This window comes from Rhodopirellula sp. SH410 (assembly GCF_055811895.1).
The window spans coordinates 7684357-7701671 of record NZ_CM147949.1 but is presented as its reverse complement, the minus strand read 5'-3'; the positions used below and the strand labels follow the sequence as shown (position 1 = coordinate 7701671).

General features: G+C 59.4%; 15 protein-coding genes. 8 read left to right on the top strand and 7 right to left on the bottom strand.

Going from position 1 to position 17315, the window contains the following annotated elements; genetic code table 11:
• Nucleotides 1-114: 114 nt before the first annotated feature.
• The gene (locus SH410x_RS28225; protein ID WP_473672933.1) at nt 115-1488 is read right to left on the bottom strand and encodes a dihydroorotase; all 1374 of its coding nucleotides are present in this window, start codon (nt 1486-1488) and stop codon (nt 115-117) included.
• A 475-nt stretch (nt 1489-1963) separates the two neighbouring features.
• On the opposite strand from SH410x_RS28225, the gene SH410x_RS28220 reads away from it, so the two are divergent.
• Nucleotides 1964-3136: a hypothetical protein gene (locus tag SH410x_RS28220; protein WP_473672931.1), complete on the top strand. Its 1173-nt coding sequence runs from the start codon at nt 1964-1966 to the stop codon at nt 3134-3136.
• 295 nt (nt 3137-3431) lie between these two features.
• On the opposite strand, the gene rplS is transcribed toward SH410x_RS28220, so the two are convergent.
• From rplS to ffh, 4 genes are all read right to left on the bottom strand, one after another.
• Nucleotides 3432-3785 (bottom strand): 50S ribosomal protein L19, encoded by a 354-nt coding sequence (gene rplS / locus SH410x_RS28215; protein WP_473672929.1) that lies wholly within the window; start codon nt 3783-3785, stop codon nt 3432-3434.
• 145 nt (nt 3786-3930) lie between these two features.
• Nucleotides 3931-4638 (bottom strand): tRNA (guanosine(37)-N1)-methyltransferase TrmD, encoded by a 708-nt coding sequence (gene trmD / locus SH410x_RS28210; RefSeq protein WP_473672927.1) that lies wholly within the window; start codon nt 4636-4638, stop codon nt 3931-3933.
• Nucleotides 4639-4675: 37 nt separating this feature from the next.
• Nucleotides 4676-5044, bottom strand: a complete 369-nt coding sequence (rpsP, locus tag SH410x_RS28205) for a 30S ribosomal protein S16 (RefSeq protein WP_473672925.1) — start codon at nt 5042-5044, stop codon at nt 4676-4678.
• A 142-nt stretch (nt 5045-5186) separates the two neighbouring features.
• A complete protein-coding gene (gene ffh, locus SH410x_RS28200; protein ID WP_473672924.1) occupies nt 5187-6659 on the bottom strand; it encodes a signal recognition particle protein in 1473 nt (490 codons plus the stop codon).
• A 225-nt stretch (nt 6660-6884) separates the two neighbouring features.
• Here ffh and SH410x_RS28195 point away from each other — a divergent pair, with 225 nt between their 5' ends.
• The 4 genes from SH410x_RS28195 (at nt 6885) to SH410x_RS28180 (ending at nt 12289) form a co-directional block, all read left to right on the top strand.
• Complete coding sequence (locus tag SH410x_RS28195) at nt 6885-7250, top strand: hypothetical protein (protein ID WP_473672922.1); 366 nt, start codon at nt 6885-6887, stop codon at nt 7248-7250.
• A 397-nt stretch (nt 7251-7647) separates the two neighbouring features.
• On the top strand, nt 7648-8985 hold the full coding sequence (locus SH410x_RS28190; protein ID WP_473672920.1) for an NAD(P)/FAD-dependent oxidoreductase: 1338 nt from the start codon (nt 7648-7650) through the stop codon (nt 8983-8985).
• Complete coding sequence (locus SH410x_RS28185) at nt 8982-10187, top strand: type III polyketide synthase (RefSeq protein ID WP_473672918.1); 1206 nt, start codon at nt 8982-8984, stop codon at nt 10185-10187. Before SH410x_RS28190 ends, SH410x_RS28185 begins: the two co-directional genes overlap by 4 nt.
• An 86-nt stretch (nt 10188-10273) precedes the next feature.
• Nucleotides 10274-12289, top strand: a complete 2016-nt coding sequence (locus SH410x_RS28180; RefSeq protein WP_473672916.1) for a hypothetical protein — start codon at nt 10274-10276, stop codon at nt 12287-12289.
• Between the two features lie 140 nt (nt 12290-12429).
• Here SH410x_RS28180 and radC read toward each other — a convergent pair whose 3' ends face one another.
• Complete coding sequence (gene radC / locus SH410x_RS28175; RefSeq protein WP_473672914.1) at nt 12430-13377, bottom strand: RadC family protein; 948 nt, start codon at nt 13375-13377, stop codon at nt 12430-12432.
• Between the two features lie 64 nt (nt 13378-13441).
• Here radC and SH410x_RS28170 point away from each other — a divergent pair, with 64 nt between their 5' ends.
• Both SH410x_RS28170 and SH410x_RS28165 read left to right on the top strand, forming a co-directional pair.
• The gene (locus tag SH410x_RS28170) at nt 13442-13780 is read left to right on the top strand and encodes a histidine triad nucleotide-binding protein (RefSeq protein WP_473672912.1); all 339 of its coding nucleotides are present in this window, start codon (nt 13442-13444) and stop codon (nt 13778-13780) included.
• Nucleotides 13781-14060: 280 nt separating this feature from the next.
• Entirely contained in the window at nt 14061-15293 is a 1233-nt protein-coding gene (locus SH410x_RS28165) for a hypothetical protein (protein WP_473672910.1), read from the top strand.
• Here the strand turns inward: SH410x_RS28165 and SH410x_RS28160 are convergent.
• Entirely contained in the window at nt 15258-16238 is a 981-nt protein-coding gene (locus SH410x_RS28160; protein ID WP_473677424.1) for a DUF368 domain-containing protein, read from the bottom strand. The two genes, SH410x_RS28165 and SH410x_RS28160, sit on opposite strands and share 36 nt — an antisense overlap.
• A 140-nt stretch (nt 16239-16378) precedes the next feature.
• Between SH410x_RS28160 and SH410x_RS28155 the strand changes: the two genes are divergently transcribed.
• The gene (locus SH410x_RS28155) at nt 16379-17221 is read left to right on the top strand and encodes an undecaprenyl-diphosphate phosphatase (protein WP_473672908.1); all 843 of its coding nucleotides are present in this window, start codon (nt 16379-16381) and stop codon (nt 17219-17221) included.
• Nucleotides 17222-17315 lie beyond the last annotated feature (94 nt).

Below are 17315 nucleotides of genomic sequence, written 5' to 3'. Positions count from 1 at the left end.
GGGATCCTTTACGAATGACAGTGTCGCGACGCTCGCCAGAGCCTGACGATTCCGCCGTCTGGCGACGGCAGCTAAGATCGCTTTTCGGATACGCACTGAGTCAGTATACCAAACTCACACGCCGATCCCGCCGCCTGTCGACCAGTATCCACCGCGACTGTGGTCAAAGTTCGGCTTGGTTCCACGTGCGGCTTCGTCGAACCCAGTTGCGGCCGACCAAACTTGGTGCCCGCCGACCCAGGTGCGGACGGGCCAACCCGTCAAAGTTTCGCCGTCCCAGGGGCTCCAGCGAGATTTCGTATGCTGGTCTTGGTCTCGGATCGTGCGTCGTTCGGACAAATCAACGAGTACTAGGTCAGCGTCATAGCCAATCGCGATGCGGCCCTTGCTAGTCGCCCCCCATACCCGTGCCGGCGCATCGCTCATCCAGTGGGCGATCTGCGGCAGCGTGATGCGACCAGCGTGAACTTGATTGAGCATCAGGGCCAGTGAATTCTCGACGGCGGGCAAGCCGGAGGGGCTTTGGGGATAAGGCTGATTTTTCTCTTCGAGGGTATGTGGGGCGTGGTCGGTCGCGATGACTTGAATCACATCATCGCAGAGCGCCTGCCACAATCCCGCATTGTCGTTGGCTGTCTTGATTGACGGATTCATCTGCACGCGACTGCCCAAACGCGGGTAATCGTCGACGTTGAAGAATAAATGATGCGGGCAAACCTCGGCGGTGAGATACGGCGCCGGGTCCCGCAAAAACTCCAGTTCGGCGGCGGTCGAAACGTGCAGCACATGGAATCGATGTTGGTGCCGACGGGCTAGCTCGGTCGCGCGTTGGGTTGCAATCATCGCTGCCTGCTCGTCGCGGATGCGGGAGTGGTCGGCGAGATCGTGGGTGTTGCCAATTCGGTCGGTGTTGGCACGCACGGTCGACTCGTCTTCACAGTGCGCACAGATCGGCAGCGTGGTTTCGGCAAAGATGCGTTCCAGTGCTGCCTGTTCGTCGACGAGGAGATTGCCGGTGCTGCTGCCGATGAAAATCTTGATTCCCGGTACCCCTGAAATCCCCGCCAGTTCCTTCACGTTGTCGGGCGTGGCCCCAATGTAGAACCCATAATTGACCAACGATTTGGTGGCGGCGAGTCGCTCTTTGTCACGAACCCCCTCCGCCGTGATCGCGGGTGGTTTGGTATTGGGCATTTCGAAAAAGGTCGTCACGCCGCCGGCCGCGCAAGCGTGACTGGCGGTCGCGAGATCCTCTTTCTGAGTCAGTCCCGGCTCACGAAAGTGAACTTGATCGTCGATGACTCCCGGCAGCAGATGCAGTCCATCCGCGTCGACCACCTCATCGCACGACGCAGTGGAAGTGGCCTCGATATCCAGTATTTTTCCATTGTCGACGAGCACGTTGGCGACGCGGACTTCGCCCGAATTGGAATGAAATCCATCGCCGGGGAGGACGACCGAAACGCTGCGGATGAGGAGACGTGCCATGAACGGAGAAGCTCTCGCGGTGGAGGATGTCGACCGGATGGGGCGACGGTTATGAAAACCCAGTGGTCCGTCAAATTCAAAGCGGAGGGTTGGCAGCATGAGCCGCTGGGACGCTGGCGAGCTGTTGATTTAACGAGAGAATGGGCGGCCCTCTGCCGCCCATTTCTAAGCGGCAGGGTGCCGTGCGTTACCCGAGGCCTTACGGCATTCGGCTCACCCAAACACCCGAGATTGACGGACCACGGGGCAGGTTAACATTTTCCCGTCGAGCGTGCGACAGACGGGGCGGGGCACATCGTAGGCGTGTGGCGCGTCAGATGTGCCGCATGGTTTTCTCAGCGGGCGAGCATTGGTGACCGGTTGGCCCGATGCGGACTAATGTTGGCACCTTGGCTGGACGATATAGCTCGGGCGTCTCGTTGTCCTTCCCACACGTGCCCTCTTGCGCGCTATTCTCATTTGATCGGAAACCTTCATGCCCTTCCTATCCGGTAGTCTTTCATTTGAACGATTCCGTGTTGAAAAATTCGAATCTGCAAGTTTCGATCAAGAACACATCGACCTGATGCAGCAGCACGCTGCCGGTCGGGTCGAGACTGACTCAGCGGAGAATGTTCATACCGGTTTTTTGGGTGGCGCCCACCTGTTCGATCAAGACTTCGATATTGAGAAGAATGTTATTAATGATGCCGTCCACTTCGGCGTGCGAATTGATACCAACCAAATTCCCGCGGCGATCAAGAACGCCTGGTTGCAAATGGAGCTCGCTGGGCTAGGCCGCGACAACCCGAGCGGTGTGCCGACCAAATCACAGCGTAAGGAAGCCAAGGAAGCCGTTGAGCAGCGCTGCGAAACGGAAGCGGCAACCGGCAAATACCGCAAGTTCCAGCCCTTCTCGCTGTTGTGGGATCACAGTTATGAAATGCTGTACTTCGGCGGTTCGGCGGGCACGGCCAGCGGTCACTGCGCCGATTTACTCGAGCGAGTGTTTGGCGTCGAATTGCGCCACGTCAGCGCCGGATCAATCGCTCAAGCATGGGCCATCGAAGCGGACCGATACGCCGAAATGGATGAGCTCGTCCCAGCTGCCTTCGCCGCCGGCCCGGCCCACGGCAGCGTGGCGTGGGCGAACGAACATTCCCAAGCACCCGATTTCCTAGGCAACGAATTCCTGCTGTGGTTGTGGTGGACGCTGGAGACACAGACCGACACGATCACGATCGCTGACGGGACGGAGGTGACCGTGATGCTGGCGAAAACGCTGACTCTCGAATGTCCGATTGGTGAATCCGGCAAGGAAACGATCACGGCTGAATCGCCCGTGAAGCTGCCCGAAGCGATGCAAGCGATCCAGCACGGCAAGCTGCCTCGTAAAACCGGCATGATTCTGGTCCGTGAGGGTCAGCAGTTTGACCTGACGCTGCAAGCGGAAACGTTTGGCATCAGCGGCGCCAAAATCATCCTCGACGAGGACGCCGAGTTCGATAACGACGACCGCATCGAAGCGGTGCGAACAATCTGTGATACCGTGGACGGTCTCTTTCACACCTTCTGCGATCGTCGCACGGGTGCAACCTGGTCAAAAGACCTCGCCGCCATCCAAGATTGGCTCGCCCCGGTCCAGCAACGCGCCGTGCAAGCAGCGTAGGGACGAGCGAAAAGAGTAGCTGAGGGCTCCACCGTCGGGATGATCGACCGCGGAGCCTTCGCCCTCAATTCAGGCTGTCATTTTCCGCGTCTCTCCCGTGCCGGTACGTCGAGGCAGCCCGGTACGTCGACGCAGCGCTGGGGAGCATTTTTCCTGGTCAGCGATGCATTTTCTTGACGTGCAGGCAGGCGCAGCCGCGCACGTCTGCGGCGACGGTATTCACACCGGACTGCGGGCGTTGCCGCCCGCATTGGCACTGGGAAATGATTCTCAGCGAGCCTCAAGTCGCTTCGTTTTAGACGCGGCGACGTTCTTTCAGGCGGACTGCCTTGCCGACGCGGTCGCGGAGGAAATACAGCTTCGCACGGCGGGTGACACCGCTGCGTTTGATTTCGATCTTGTCGATCCGTGGGCTGTGGACGGGGAACTTGCGCTCCACACCTTCGCCCGCGACGATGCGGCGAACCATGAACATCTCTTGCGATCCCTTGCCCGAGCGGCCGATCACAACGCCACTGAATACTTGAATGCGTTCTTTGGCGCCTTCGAGGATCTTGGTGTGCACGTCGACGGTATCGCCAATGTCAAACTTGGGGGTTTCTTCTTTCAGGTTGGCCTTGTTGACCATGTCCATGATGGCATTGCTCATGACGCTCTCGCTAATATGTTTTAGGGCTGGCTGGATCGGGAAAAGTTGAATGGGTGAAGCACCTGCCGATAAGTTTTCAATTTCTGCGACAACCGTGGCTAGTGCCAAAACGGCTCATTTTGTCGAAAAACGTATCGGCAAGTGCTTAGGACTCATCGAGCAAATCGCTGCGACGTGCCTTGGTTCGAATCATTGTCTGCTCAGCTCGCCAGGCGGCAATTGCCGCATGGTCACCGCTGAGCAAGACCTCGGGAACGAAGTGTCCTTCGAACTCTCGAGGCCGGGTATATTGTGGAAATTCAAGCAGCCGATTTCCGCGGCTGAACGAATCATCTCGATGGCTATTTTCATCACCGAGGACGCCGGGGATCAACCGAACGACGGCATCGATGATGGTCATGGCAGCGACTTCGCCCCCATTGAGGACGAAATCGCCAACGCTAATTTCTTCCGGCTCCAAGATGTCATGGACCCGTTGGTCAAATCCTTCGTATCGCCCACAGAGCAAAAGAATCCGCTCGCTGGTGGCGATATCCTCGGCCAAACGTTGATTGAATGGCTTGCCTTGCGGCGTGAGCAGGATTCTGCGGATGGGGGCATGGGGCACCCCGGCAGCAGCATCCGACTCGATCTCGCGAACGCAACTCACGGTCGGTTCGACTTGGATTAACATTCCTGGCCCGCCGCCGAACGGACGATCATCGACTTTGCGATGAGGTACGTTTTCGGCCCACTGTCGCAAATCATGACGTTGGATATCGACCAGCCCCCGGACAATCGCCTTATGCAATAAACTTTGCGTCAGGTAACCGTCAAAAATGGCGGGGAACAGGGTAACAACGTCAATCCTCACTAGGTTTTACTCGCCGGACAGCATACTTGGACGCGGATCACTCGGAAGCCGTGGCTTCGGAGGCGGCCGGCGACTCTTCAGCAGGTGTTTCCGCAGCGGGTGCGGGTTCTTCTGCCTTCGGAGCTTCCGCTTTGGGCTGCGGGGCGGCCGTCACGGGTGCGGGGGTGTAATCTTTGCGGCGTCCGAGACGCGCCAGTGCTTCACGTTGGGCGTCGAGGTGCGTGCCCTCGGTGCCGTATTTCTTGATCAACGTGGCGCACTTTTCGGTGGGCTGGGCACCGACACTGATCCAGTAATCGATACGGTCGCTCTTGAGTTGCACACGCGCATCGGTTTCGGGGCACATCGGGTCGTAATGGCCGAGTTCCTCGATCACACGACCATCACGGGGTTTACGTTGATCCATTGCACAAACACGAAAGAAAGGACGATGGGTACGTCCCATTTTTTTCATGCGAATTTTGACAGCCATCTCGGTCAGGTCTCCAAAAAGATAATTAGCGTTGGTTTTGGTTCGGTTGAGTAAAACGATTGGAAAGAGGTCGCCTTCAGCGGCCCCTCCGTTTCATCTTGCGTTTGAGTTTGTCACGTTCTTTGCGTTGTTGTTCCCGCTCGGCGGGCGACAGTCGCTTGCCAGTGGATTGTTTGAGTTTTGTGCCACCGAGCCCACCGCCCGCCATGGCCCCGCTCTGCAGTTGTCGCAGCATCGCCATCCGATCGCCGCCACCTTTGCCCGACATCATTTGCATGAGCGGTTTCATCGTGTCGAACTGCTTGATCAATTGAGTGATCGACGAGGAGGGCACCCCGGCTCCAGCAGCAATACGGGTTCGCCGGGCTGCATCGATAATTTTCGGGTTTTTGCGTTCGGCGGGGGTCATTGAACTGATCGCGCCGATGATCTGTTTCATCTGGCCGCCAGCTTCTTCGCTGTCCAGGGCCTCTTTGAACTGCGACATGCCCGGCATCAGGCCCATCATACGTCCCATCAGCCCCGGTTGGGCGATTTTCTGCATCATGTTCTTGAAATCGTCGAGCGAGAATTGGCCTGACGCCATTTTCTCTTCGAGCGATTCCCGTTCGCTCTCGTCGACGATCCGGTGGGCTTCGCGGGCAGCGGCAACCATGTCGCCCATCTGCAGGATGCGGCCTGCCATGCCTTCGGGGCGAAACGGTTCGAGGGCATCGAATCGCTCGCCGGTACCGATGAATTTGATCGGGACGCCGGTGACCTGTTTGACCGAGAGCAATGCACCGCCGCGGGCATCGCCATCGAGCTTGGTCATGATCACGCCGTCGAGCTCGAGGGCATCGTTGAATGCTCCGGCACTGTTGACGGCGTCTTGGCCCGTCATCCCGTCGACAACGAGATAGACTTGATCGGGGCCGACTTTTTTGTCGATTCGTTTGAGCTGATCCATCAACTCCGCGTCAATGGCGAGCCGGCCAGCGGTATCGAGGATCACGACTCGGTTGCCATCTCGCCGTGCTCGGGCGACGCCGTTCTGGCAGACCTTGACGGGGTCTTTGTGGTCGGTTTCGGCGTGAACGGGGACACCGAGTTGTTCCCCGATGACCTTGAGTTGCTCGATCGCGGCGGGGCGCTGGAGGTCGGCGGCGACGAGCAGCGGCGTGATATCCTGCTCGCGGAGCATCTGCGTCAATTTGCCGCAGGTCGTTGTTTTGCCACTTCCCTGAAGCCCGCAGAGCATCAAGATCGTCGGGCGGTCAGAACGCAGGTGCAGCGACGGGTCGACGGGGCCGAGTGTCGCGATCAGTTCCTCGTGAACGATCCGCACCAATTCTTCGTGCGGTCGGAGGCTGAGCAAGACCCGCTTGCCGAGTGCTTTTTCCGTCACATGGGCCATGAATTCCTTCACGACACTGTAGCTGACGTCCGATTCGAGCAGCGATTGTTCGACGATTTGTAAACCGTCGCGCATATTGCTCTCAGTCAGTTTGCCTTTACCAGACAAGCTTTTGAAAGCGGATTGCAGGCCTTCAGAGAGGGAATCGAACACGGGCGACGGGTACGCAAAGACGGCAAGAATAACGGAAAGCCCGACAGTTTACGCAGTGACAGGGGTTTTTGTAAATGGACAGCTGATATTTCTGGGAAATTACGGCCGTGACCAAACGTGTCCACCCGCCTGCGATCTTATCAACGTCGAGCTTACGGCATCCCACGGGGTGCAAAAGCCCGTTTTGATCTCCGATTCGCCACTTTCACGGAAGAACCCCCCATTATGGCCAAATATTACGTTCAGTGTGGACCCCGCAGCGTCGTCGTCGAAGCCATCGATAGCGAGGCGGCGGCCATGCATTTGATGGATCGGATCATGCAGGCCCACGCTTGGATCTACGATGATGCGGATTTGAGTGACCGGGACCGTCAAGCCCACCTCGCCATTGAAGCCCTGCTCACCCTGGCACCGGAAATTCACGTCAGTGAGCAGGGGGTGAACCGCACCGACGCGATTCCCTATGGCACGCCTGAGATTTTGCTGCTCTGGCATCAAACCATGTCCGGGCTCAGCCGATTGTTCCGTTCGGCTGGTTTGGCCCCCAAGACACTTCGCGACCGGACACTGCGCGAACTCACGGTCAGTTAGGCGGTGGAAAGCCCCGCCGGGGCCGAGGCGATTCCAGATCTGGGCATCGCCTCGGATCTGGGTATCGCCTCGGATCACGGAGCATGGGGACACGGAGCATGGGGGCATCCAGATCGTCCTCCAGCACAACACTGGCAAGCACTTTACTTTTTCGCTGGCAAGCACTTTTTCGAGCGGTATGGACGGGACCGTTGCCCCGTCCTCGAGGTCTTTCGCCTGATGCGGGCGATGAATGGCTCGCTCGGGACCGTGTTCCCCCGGTTGAGATGGCCCCCAGGTCGAAATGTTTCCCCCGCTAGAAAAACAACTCCCCGGCGATGCCCCGTGGGTATGATGGGTTTGCCCCATCGGGGACGTTTGCATTGCCGTACAGATACGGTTATTCAGTGTGGAATTGATGTTCGAACGCATCACGCACATTCCTGATTTTCTCGGCACCGCCATGGATGATCCCCCGCACGCTTCTCCTTCGCGGGTGCTGGTGATTGGTGGTGGCGTGGCCGGCTGCGGCGCGGCGATCCGATTCGCACATTTGGGAAACAGGGTGACATTGGCTGAGCGGGCGATGTTTCCGCGCGAGAAAATTTGTGGCTGCTGTCTCGGTGCTGCGGGCCTGCGGGCACTCGGCGCCATTGGTCTGGGGGAATCCGTCGGCGCGTTGGGCACGCCCACGAACCGTTTTACAGGTTATCTGCAAACTCGGCGTCGATCTGCAACGAGTACAGATGCACCGGGGTGTGCCAGCCAGATTCGATTGCCCATCGCGGCCGGCGTCGCGATCTCACGCAGTGTGCTGGATACGTTTTTAGCCGAGCAAGCCGTTCAGGCAGGAGTCCGGGTGCGGCAACCATGCGAGGCTCAGGTCGTTGCGACGGAGGGTGACCGCACGCACGTCCGGTGGCGCGAAGTGGGGGATCCTCACAACCGTGCGGACTGGCAGTTCACCGATGAATTTGATTTGGTCGTCGTAGCGACGGGGCTTAGTGGCGACTTTTCCGGGAGTCGTCCCAGCGGGACCGACATCGAGCAGCCGCGCCGCTGGCAATTGCCTTGGATCCACTCCCCCCACGGCCCGTTCGGCATCGCCGCTCATCTGCCTGGGGAGCATCCACTCGCCCGCGACTGGAATTTGGAAGCGGGAGAAATTCAGATGGTCTGCGGCGACGAGGGTTATGTTGGATTGGTTCGCTTGCCCGGTGGTGCGATCGACATCGCGGCGGCACTGCGATTGTCGAGTAAACAGGCTGGTCCGCAGGGGGCAACCCAACGCCTGGCCGGGCTGCTTCAGAGCCATCCCGATGCCACCGGCAGCCGGGGCGAGCGGATCAGCGAGTGGCTGGCAAATGACGCGCGACTGATGACGGCGCCACCCCTGCGTCGATCACGATCGCCCGGTCGCGATCGAGTCGTCGCGATCGGTGATTGCGCCGGGTATGTCGAGCCCATGACAGGCGAGGGCATGACGTGGGGGATCGAGAGCGGCTTGGCGGTCGCCGATCTGTGGGCCTGCCCCGATACTCGCGATGACTTTGCGAGCCACTGGCAGGCGAGATTGCGAGCACTCCAGCGAAAGCGGCGCATCCTTTGCGGGAGCGTGACTCGAGCGATGCGTTCGGCAGGGCTCCGGCAGGCGGCGCAGGTCGGTTTGGCCTATGCTCCCTGGTTGGCCGTGCCGATCACCCGTAGTCTGGCGGCGGGGCCACACTTCTCGTCCACCGCTCCGAGACTGCCGTGACATCCTTATCAGGTTCGATTGACTTCAACATGGCATCACTTTTATCGGTCGCGTCCGCAGTGCCACGCCATCAAGCCGATCGGCAGCTGTCGACGACTCAGGCCCAGCGAATGTCGTGTCGCACCGAGCGTGAAGCGAGTACGGTCGAAAAGTTGCATCGGCGTACGGGGGTCGACACCCGGGGTAGCGTGTTGCTCGACGAGCCCACCCCGGGGACGGTGACCCAATCGTTTTACGGTGCGATGAGCGTGGATGCCGATGGCCCCACCACCCGCACCCGGAATGACCGTTTCGCCGTGGAAGCACCCCGGTTGGCGATTGCCTCAGCGTCTCGGGCGATGCGGATCAGCGGCTGCCAGGCTGAGCAAATTACCCATTTAGTCACGGTCACCTGCACCGGATTCCGTGCCCCTGGAATCGATATTGATTTGATCGAGCAGCTCGGATTGCCGGCTACAACGCAGCGGATTCAGGTGGGGTTCATGGGCTGCCACGCGTTGATTAACGCTTTTCGTACCGCCCGGGGACTGGTGGCGGCCGAGCCCGCAGCCTGCGTGTTGATCGTCAGTGTGGAGCTGTGCTCTTTGCACTATCAATATGGCTACGATGCGCAGCGGATTGTTTCCGGCTCGCTGTTTGCCGACGGCGCTGCGGCGGCGATCGTGGCCGGCCACGATTTTTGCGGCCGACAGGGCGATGGTGAATCGGGCGATGGTGAATCGGATGCTGGTGCATTGGACGATGGTGCATTGGGTCAGGGCGCATCGGGCCCGCTCGCCATGGGCGAGATCGCCGCCACCGGATCCTGTTTGATTCCCGGCAGCCGCGACGCGATGAGCTGGTTGATCGGTGACCATGGATTCGAAATGACCCTGCAGCCGAGTGTGCCGAGATTGATCGAAGCGAATCTCGCCGGATATCTCGAGAGCTGGCTCGCCGAACAGGACTTGAACGTGGAATCAATCGGTGGCTGGGCGGTTCATCCTGGTGGCGTGCGAATCTTGGACGCGGTTGAAAATGCGCTCAGCCTGCCCACAGCGAAATTGAGTATTTCGCGTGACGTTCTGCGTCGACACGGCAACATGTCCTCGGCCACGCTCGGTTTCGTGTTGGAGGAATTTGTCCGCAGCGACGTTCCACGCCCCTGGGTGATGCTTGGGTTCGGCCCGGGTCTGGAGATTGAAGTGGCACTGATTCGTTAAAATTCCGCCCTGGCCTGGACGTGCTTTTGCTGGCAGATTGGTTAGACTGAGGGGGTTATTGGCCTCATATCTTGACTAAATGCCCTATGCTCAAGCAATTTTTTATCACTGCAACCGTTTTCGTGGTTGGATTCGTCCCAACGGGGGGCAATTTGTCGGCCGATCCGTCCGGAATTCGGCTCGACACAGAAATCGAGCAGGCTCGGGCCGCGTTAGATCCCAACCAACTGCCCAGTTTGGTGGATACCGAGGCGGGGGTTCTCGACGCGATGGCCCAATGCAAGGCATATCTGGACCGACGGGCGACCGAGGGCAATTCGGAGGCGTGGCTGAGATACCTGAAGTTGGAGACGCTGGCCGATGCGATTGAGAACGAAGAATCGATTGCTCAACGCGGTCACGCTGCGATGGAGTTGGAGTCGCGGCTGCGTGACGTCTACCCGGGTCTGGAGCTGGATTCAATGGTGTCGCTTCGCGGTGCGGTGCAGCGGTACATCGCGGCCCTGCGTTACTCCGATCCCGAGCGTGGCATCGCGTCAGTTCAAAAGCAGCTCGATGCACTGGCCGGAATCCTTTCATGGGAACGCGTTGCTGAGGCGGCCGGCGAGACGGAATCGCCCGCCGGACCGGATGGCGAGCCTGCGGAGCGGCAGGTGCGTGGATTGGACGATTTGTCCGCGGAGGAGGTCGCGCAGGTCGATCAGTTGCTCACTGGTCTGGCCGACGCCAACCAAGCGGCCGCTTTGATCCGTGGAATCCAGTCACACTACAACCACGACAACATTCGCGGCTGGATCGACGGGCAAGCTTTGATCGAAGCCATCTCGCGGCCCGTCAATGCCCCCAGTGCGGTCAATGACTGCATTCTCGGTACACGGATGATCGGCCAAGCGCGTGTCGATGGGAACGTGGCCGGGCAGCTCCTGCCCTCGGATGGCTACGTGCGTCTGCTGGTCCGGATGAATGGGATCTTCTCGACGACGGCGCGGGGTTATCACAAACCGGTCACACTGGATACGACGGGCAGCGGCCGAGTTTATGCGGCGCGGCAGATCGCGATCACCGAGCACGGGATCGTGCTGGGCGAGACGGTGTCGTCGGCCGAACTATCGACGCAGATCAATCGGATCAATCATCCGCTGCGAATTGTGCGGCGGATCGCCAGCAAACAGGCGGCCGAGCAACGCCCGCTCGCCGAGGCGATCTCGCGTGAGAAGCTGCGGGTTCAAGTCCACAATCAGTTTAACGCCCAGACCAGTGAGCTGGCGGCGAGGCCGTTTCCCGGCCTCGAAAGTACCGTCGAGCCATGGTTGGATCGTCTCGATTTTCCGGCCCTGGCGCGCACGATCGGTTCCACCTCTGATACGGTCTATGCCCGCGCCAACCTGCAACGCACGCACGGTTTGGCCGCTCCTGGCGAGCCGCCTGCGCTCGAGTCGCTGTGGTCGTCCGAAAACGGTGGCGTCCAGCGAGGTGATTATCTCGCCGCGGTACAGGTGCATCAGAGCATCGTCGATAACTCGATTTCCCAGCTACTCGCCGGACAAACTTTCACGCCGGATCGCATTCTCCAACTCGCTCAGACCCTCGACATTGAAGTGCCCAATCGCGGCTCCAGGGCTGTGTCGACCGGCACCGCCACCAGCCAAGACGGGGGCGGTGAAGCGACCGACGAGGATCAGGAGCAGGAAGATTATGAAGTCGACTTGGCGAGTTTTCGGCCCGTGTTTATGGAAGCCGACAACCAAGAATTACGCGTTGGGCTTCGCGGCACCCGCTTCGCCCAGGAAGGTCGGGAGCTCGAACGGACGCTCGAAGTTTCCGCGACGTATCGCCCCGTCCGCGGTGAGGATGGAGCGATCTGGCTCAGTCGCGAAGACGACGTGCGGCTGGCTTTCCCCGGCTCCCGGCGTTTGTCGATCAGTCAAACTGCGATCAAAACGAATATGCAGAAGAGTTTTAACAAACTGTTTCCCAAAGAGCTGCTGCACCGCGATTTGGCGTTTCCCGAAACGGCCCAGATACGCGCTCTGGCAGGGCGAGTCGTACGGATCTCAGCGATTGATTTAACCGATGGCTGGATTTCGATCGCCGTACGCTAGGAAGTCGTAGGCGAGGGGCGTGTTGATTTCATGAGCCGAGTCGCGTCAGCGGCCGGGTGGCTCGGGTTACCTCACGGCATTGGGTTCACGATTGACGGTCGAACTTCGATTCAGTCAACCGCCTGGTAGAGGCTGTCGTCTTAGGAGCACTCGCGGATACTCACGCAGCGCTGCCGAGCGACGACAATGTGGTCGAGCACAACGATACCGATCAATTTGCCCGCGTCGGTCAATCGCTCCGTGACGGCGTGATCCTCGCGACTGGGCGTGGGATCGCCCGACGGATGATTGTGGATCAGCAACACCGCCGCGGCGGCATCACGGATCGCTGGCCGGAACACCTCACGGGGGTGCACCAAGGATGCGTCGAGCGTGCCGACGGTGATCCGGTGCGAGCGGATCGGTTTGTGTTTGGTATCGAGCGTGACAATGTGGAACTCTTCCTGGACAGCGTCACCGGCGAGGTAGGCGAATTTCTCGGCGCAGTACTGGGTCGCTTCAATCGTCGATGTGATTTTGTGAATCTCGGCGGGGCGCTGCTGGCGGGATTCGGTGGCGCGGCGACCGATTTCGAGAGCGGCCATGATTTGACAATAGCTGGCCTTGGTGACCGCGGGCGTGATTTTGCGGAGTTCGGGCAAACCCGCCTCGCGGAGGCGATCGAGTTCATCGTGAAAGCGATTGGCGAGTTTTTGGCCGCCGGTCACCGCCGACTCGCCCACGATGCCGACGCGAATCAAGATGGCGAGCAAGTCGGCGTCGGAGAGGGACGCCGCACCGAGTCGCAGCAAACGCTCACGCGGGCGCTCCTGTTCGGGTGTCTGCTTGACTTGATCACCATGAATGCGACGATCAATCCATTGATCGACCGCCACCACCGGATCGCCGTCCGTCCACTCATAGAGAATTTCATCGTCTTCGCGGACCTTCGCCAACACGCCCGCCCGGACGACCTCGTTGACCGTGCGGGTGACGAACCCGGCGGTTTCCTCACCGACGAGTTCAGTCAACTCGCTGCGGCGAAACCGTCGCCGCTGGGCCAGCGGATAGAGTACGCTTTGATACCGTCTGCGTCGCAGTTCACTCATCGGCTCCCATCCATCATCGGTTTGAGTTGGTTGGATTGGATGTTACTTTTTAGAACAGGATCCCATGTCAAGCATCTTTAGCAAAATCATTGCCCGCGAAATCCCTGCCGATATCGTATACGAAGACGACGACTGTTTGGCGTTTCGCGACATTGCTCCCAAAGCACCCGTGCACGTGCTGGTGATTCCCAAACGCGAGATCGCGTCGCTCGCCGAGCTAACACCTGAGGACGAAGCCGTGATGGGGCGCTGCGTCGTCGCGGCCTCTCAAATCGCAGCGGCCGAAGGGCTCAGCGGCGGGTATCGGCTGATTGTCAACTGCGGTGACGACGGCGGCCAAGAAGTGCCTCACGTGCATTTTCATCTGCTCGGCGGCCGCAAAATGACCTGGCCACCGGGTTAAGGAACGAGCGGGGATTTACGGTCTGAAATGGTGGTCGAACGCTCCGCGGTCGACCATTCCGACCGCGGAGCGTTCGGCCACTTCGTTTCCGCTCGCCCCTAAGCCGCGATCGGTTGGCAATCCCGTGCGTTCGCACTGGAATCGTGATTTTCATGAGTCGCGGAGCGACGGCAGTGAGAGGTTATAATCGAAACAGAATATCGATTGACCGGATGATTTCGATACACCGCGGTTTGCGCAACGCCCATTTTCCTCACGAAACGATCCCAGAAATCAATTCATGTTGTTGTTCACCTTGGAAGGATTCACACCCGCGGCACTGTCCTGCTACGGTTCGTCTTGGAATCGCACCGAATCGATCGACGCGGTGGCCTCCATCGGCACGACGTGGGACCGCGCCGTCACCCCGGTAACCGATCCGTTGGCGCAGCTCGATCGCTGGCTCTCCAGCGGTCAGTTTCCAGCCCATCAAATGGTCGTTGTGACGGATGATGAACGGCTCGGCAAGCTGCCTTCGGCCGACGCGATCGGCGAGCTGATCGTGATCCCACAATCTGGCCGCGACGGTGTCGCTGACTCTTTGGAAGACACGACACTAGCGTCCCTGGTTGCGATCGCCGCAGAGCAGTTACCCGATAACCCTCACGTCTGGCTGCATAGTCGGTTCCTGACGCGACTGTGGGATGCTCCACGCGATCTGTTTCCAGTCGACCAGCTCGATGAATCGGATCTGGCACCGCTCGACGCGGCGGAGTCGCTCGAACTGGAAATGGAACGGCAGCACAGTGGCGAGATTGAGAAACCATCGGGTGTGTCTGCCATCCTGCCGGATTGGCAACCACCCAATTTTTTACGGCAAGCCAGCGACGATCCTGATCTTGTGATGGCGTGGATGCGCACCTATGGGTGCCAAATCCGGCTGGTCGATGCGTTGTTCGGGTTGCTGCATTCGGTCGTGGCGGACGCGGGCCACGATGCCATCGTGTTGGCGGGCACCAGCGGATTTTCGCTCGGGCAAAATGGCGCGATCGGACATCGTGCTGGGCCGCTGCGTTCGTGCCACTTGCACGTACCGTTGATGGCCGCGTCGCTGAGTGGGGGATCGAGCGAATGCGGGCTCTCGGGCACCGGCATCCGCGATCAAGATGTCACGTCGGCAGACGTTTTACCGGCGATCATCGCGGCGATGACGGAGGATCCAACGCGTTCACCACGCCACCCAGAGGTCTGGGCGGCGCGGCACGATCGCGACGATGAGAGTACGCACTCGAAAGTCGAATTGGTGACTAGCAATGGCCATCAGAATGTTGCGATCACCACGCCGGATTGGTTCTACGTGGCCGATGGCGTCCAGGCGGGCAGCGACGAAGCACGCGCAGGTGGGCAGAGCGACTCGCTCGGACATCTGTTCCTCAAACCGGACGATTTATGCGATGTCAACGATGTCGCTCGGCTGAAACTCGAAACCGCCACGCGACTATCTCAATCGCTCGTTCAGGTCATCCGCAGTTAAACGCCGCGTCACGTGATCGGCGATCAGCACCACGGCGGCGGCGATCAATGCGAGAGCAACCAGCACCATCAGATTACCATCATATTGATCCGGCGTGATGAAGGTGGTTTTTTGGAACTTGAGTTCGAGTTCCGCGGTCTCCGGTGTAACGGACTGCAACGGCCACAACCGGCCGACCGATCCAATCATCAGTCCGATCAATGTTGCCATGGTGACATCGCGATGATGGCCGAGCAGGTAGTTCAATAAGCGTGAAAAGGCTAGCAAGCCGAAGCCACAACCGGACGCGAAGACGGTCAATCGCAAAAGGAGCATCGGATCGATGTCGAGCTTGAAGAATTGTTTCACCATCCCAATCACGGGCTCGTAGACGCCCAACAGCAGGAGGATGAATGCACCGCTGATGCCGGGCAAAATCATTGCACAGATCGCGATCGACGCGCTGAGAAACAAATACAGCAGATGGATGTCACCGGTGGTGGCGGGGATTTTCGAGATCGCTAGGGCGATGGCGGTGCCGAGGCCCACGGCGACCAAGCGTCCCAGCGTCCAGCTCGAGACGTTCCGGCGGACCACCCACACGCTGGCGAGGACCAGGCCGAAGAACACGGCCATCGTTGCATTCATGCGGTGCAGTAGCAGCCAGTGCATGAGCCCGGCGAGGGCGCCGATCCCGATGACGATCCCCGCGGCCAACGCCATTAGAAAACGCAGGTCGAGTTTTTGTGAAAGGGCGCGGAACCGGCCGCCGGCGAGCAATTTGACCGCCTCCGTGTCGATGTGGCTGATCGCGGCGATCAATCGGTCATAGTGTCCGAGGATCAAAGCCACGGTCCCGCCGCTGACACCGGGAACGGTGTCGGCCGCCCCCATGCAGAACCCGCGAAACACGTTCAGGGCGTCGCCGGCGATCGTTCCCGTTTGGAGGTTCTGATCCGCAGGGATGCGGGAGCCCGAGCCAGCGACGGCGTCACAATCGTCAATTTCAGAGGTTTTCGTCACAGTTGGATTTGTCGGCATGAAGATACGTGGAAAATTTCAAGTTCCCGGGGTGGGCAGGTGAAGCGGCTAAGGTAGTTTCCTACATGCCGTTGGCAATGCCGCATCTCACTTCCACCTTTTGCAAAGACCCCACCGACGTGACCGAACTTCTACGTGTTCTCATTCTCGCCGTTGTCCAAGGGATCGCAGAGTTTCTGCCCATCAGCTCGTCCGGACACCTCGTCATTCTCAACGATTTGTTGGGTGGACTGGGGGAATCGGCGACTCTGGTGATCATTCTGCACGCTGGCACCCTCGGTTCGATTCTCGTTGTCTATTGGCGTCGGATCCTCGATTTACTGACGCGAGATCGCCGGGTGATTGGGCTGATGGTGGTCGGTACGCTGCCCGCCGTCGTGATCGGCTTGACGATCAAGAAAATGGTTCCTTGGCTGACCGAGTCGCCGTATATCGCTGCACCGATGTTGGTTTTGACGGGTGTGTTGTTGATCGGGCTGGGCAAGTTGCCAAAACTTGCGGGGAACTATACCCGATTGAGCTGGGGGGGCGCATTTCTAGTCGGATGTTTTCAAGCGGTCGCGATTCTGCCGGGGATCAGCCGCAGCGGTTCCACCATTTTTGCCGGACGATTGATGGGTCTGAGCAAGGAGGATTCCGTTACCTTTTCGTTTTTGTTAGCGATTCCGGCCATTTGCGGTGCCGTGACGCTCGCAATCAAAGACCTCATCGACGGTAGCGAAGCGGCAAGTGAACTGCCCATCGCGACCCTGCTGATCGGTGCTCTGGTGGCGTTCGTCGTCGGAATCGCCGCCCTGAAATGGCTGATCCGTTGGAGCCAAGAGGATCGTTTGCACTGGTTCGCCTACTGGTGCATTCCCGTCGGCATCGCGTTCACCCTGTATTATTGGGGCGGCTTCGGAAGCTAATCCCGCCCCATCTTCTGGCGTGTTCAAATGCGATTGCAAAATAGAGTGCCACTTATCCCGACAGGGGGCAAGGGATAGGATGCAAGGGAACTCG

What these genes read in the sequence shown, in the direction of transcription:
- SH410x_RS28225 (WP_473672933.1), bottom strand. Translation starts at nt 1,488, where the DNA reads ATGGCACGTCTCCTCATCCGCAGCGTTTCGGTCGTCCTCCCCGGCGAT.
- SH410x_RS28195 (WP_473672922.1), top strand. Translation starts at nt 6,885, where the DNA reads ATGGCCAAATATTACGTTCAGTGTGGACCCCGCAGCGTCGTCGTCGAA.
- rpsP (WP_473672925.1), bottom strand. Translation starts at nt 5,044, where the DNA reads ATGGATCAACGTAAACCCCGTGATGGTCGTGTGATCGAGGAACTCGGC.
- radC (WP_473672914.1), bottom strand. Translation starts at nt 13,377, where the DNA reads ATGAGTGAACTGCGACGCAGACGGTATCAAAGCGTACTCTATCCGCTG.
- SH410x_RS28170 (WP_473672912.1), top strand. Translation starts at nt 13,442, where the DNA reads ATGTCAAGCATCTTTAGCAAAATCATTGCCCGCGAAATCCCTGCCGAT.
- SH410x_RS28165 (WP_473672910.1), top strand. Translation starts at nt 14,061, where the DNA reads ATGTTGTTGTTCACCTTGGAAGGATTCACACCCGCGGCACTGTCCTGC.
- SH410x_RS28180 (WP_473672916.1), top strand. Translation starts at nt 10,274, where the DNA reads ATGCTCAAGCAATTTTTTATCACTGCAACCGTTTTCGTGGTTGGATTC.
- SH410x_RS28155 (WP_473672908.1), top strand. Translation starts at nt 16,379, where the DNA reads ATGCCGTTGGCAATGCCGCATCTCACTTCCACCTTTTGCAAAGACCCC.
- SH410x_RS28190 (WP_473672920.1), top strand. Translation starts at nt 7,648, where the DNA reads ATGTTCGAACGCATCACGCACATTCCTGATTTTCTCGGCACCGCCATG.
- SH410x_RS28220 (WP_473672931.1), top strand. Translation starts at nt 1,964, where the DNA reads ATGCCCTTCCTATCCGGTAGTCTTTCATTTGAACGATTCCGTGTTGAA.
- rplS (WP_473672929.1), bottom strand. Translation starts at nt 3,785, where the DNA reads ATGAGCAATGCCATCATGGACATGGTCAACAAGGCCAACCTGAAAGAA.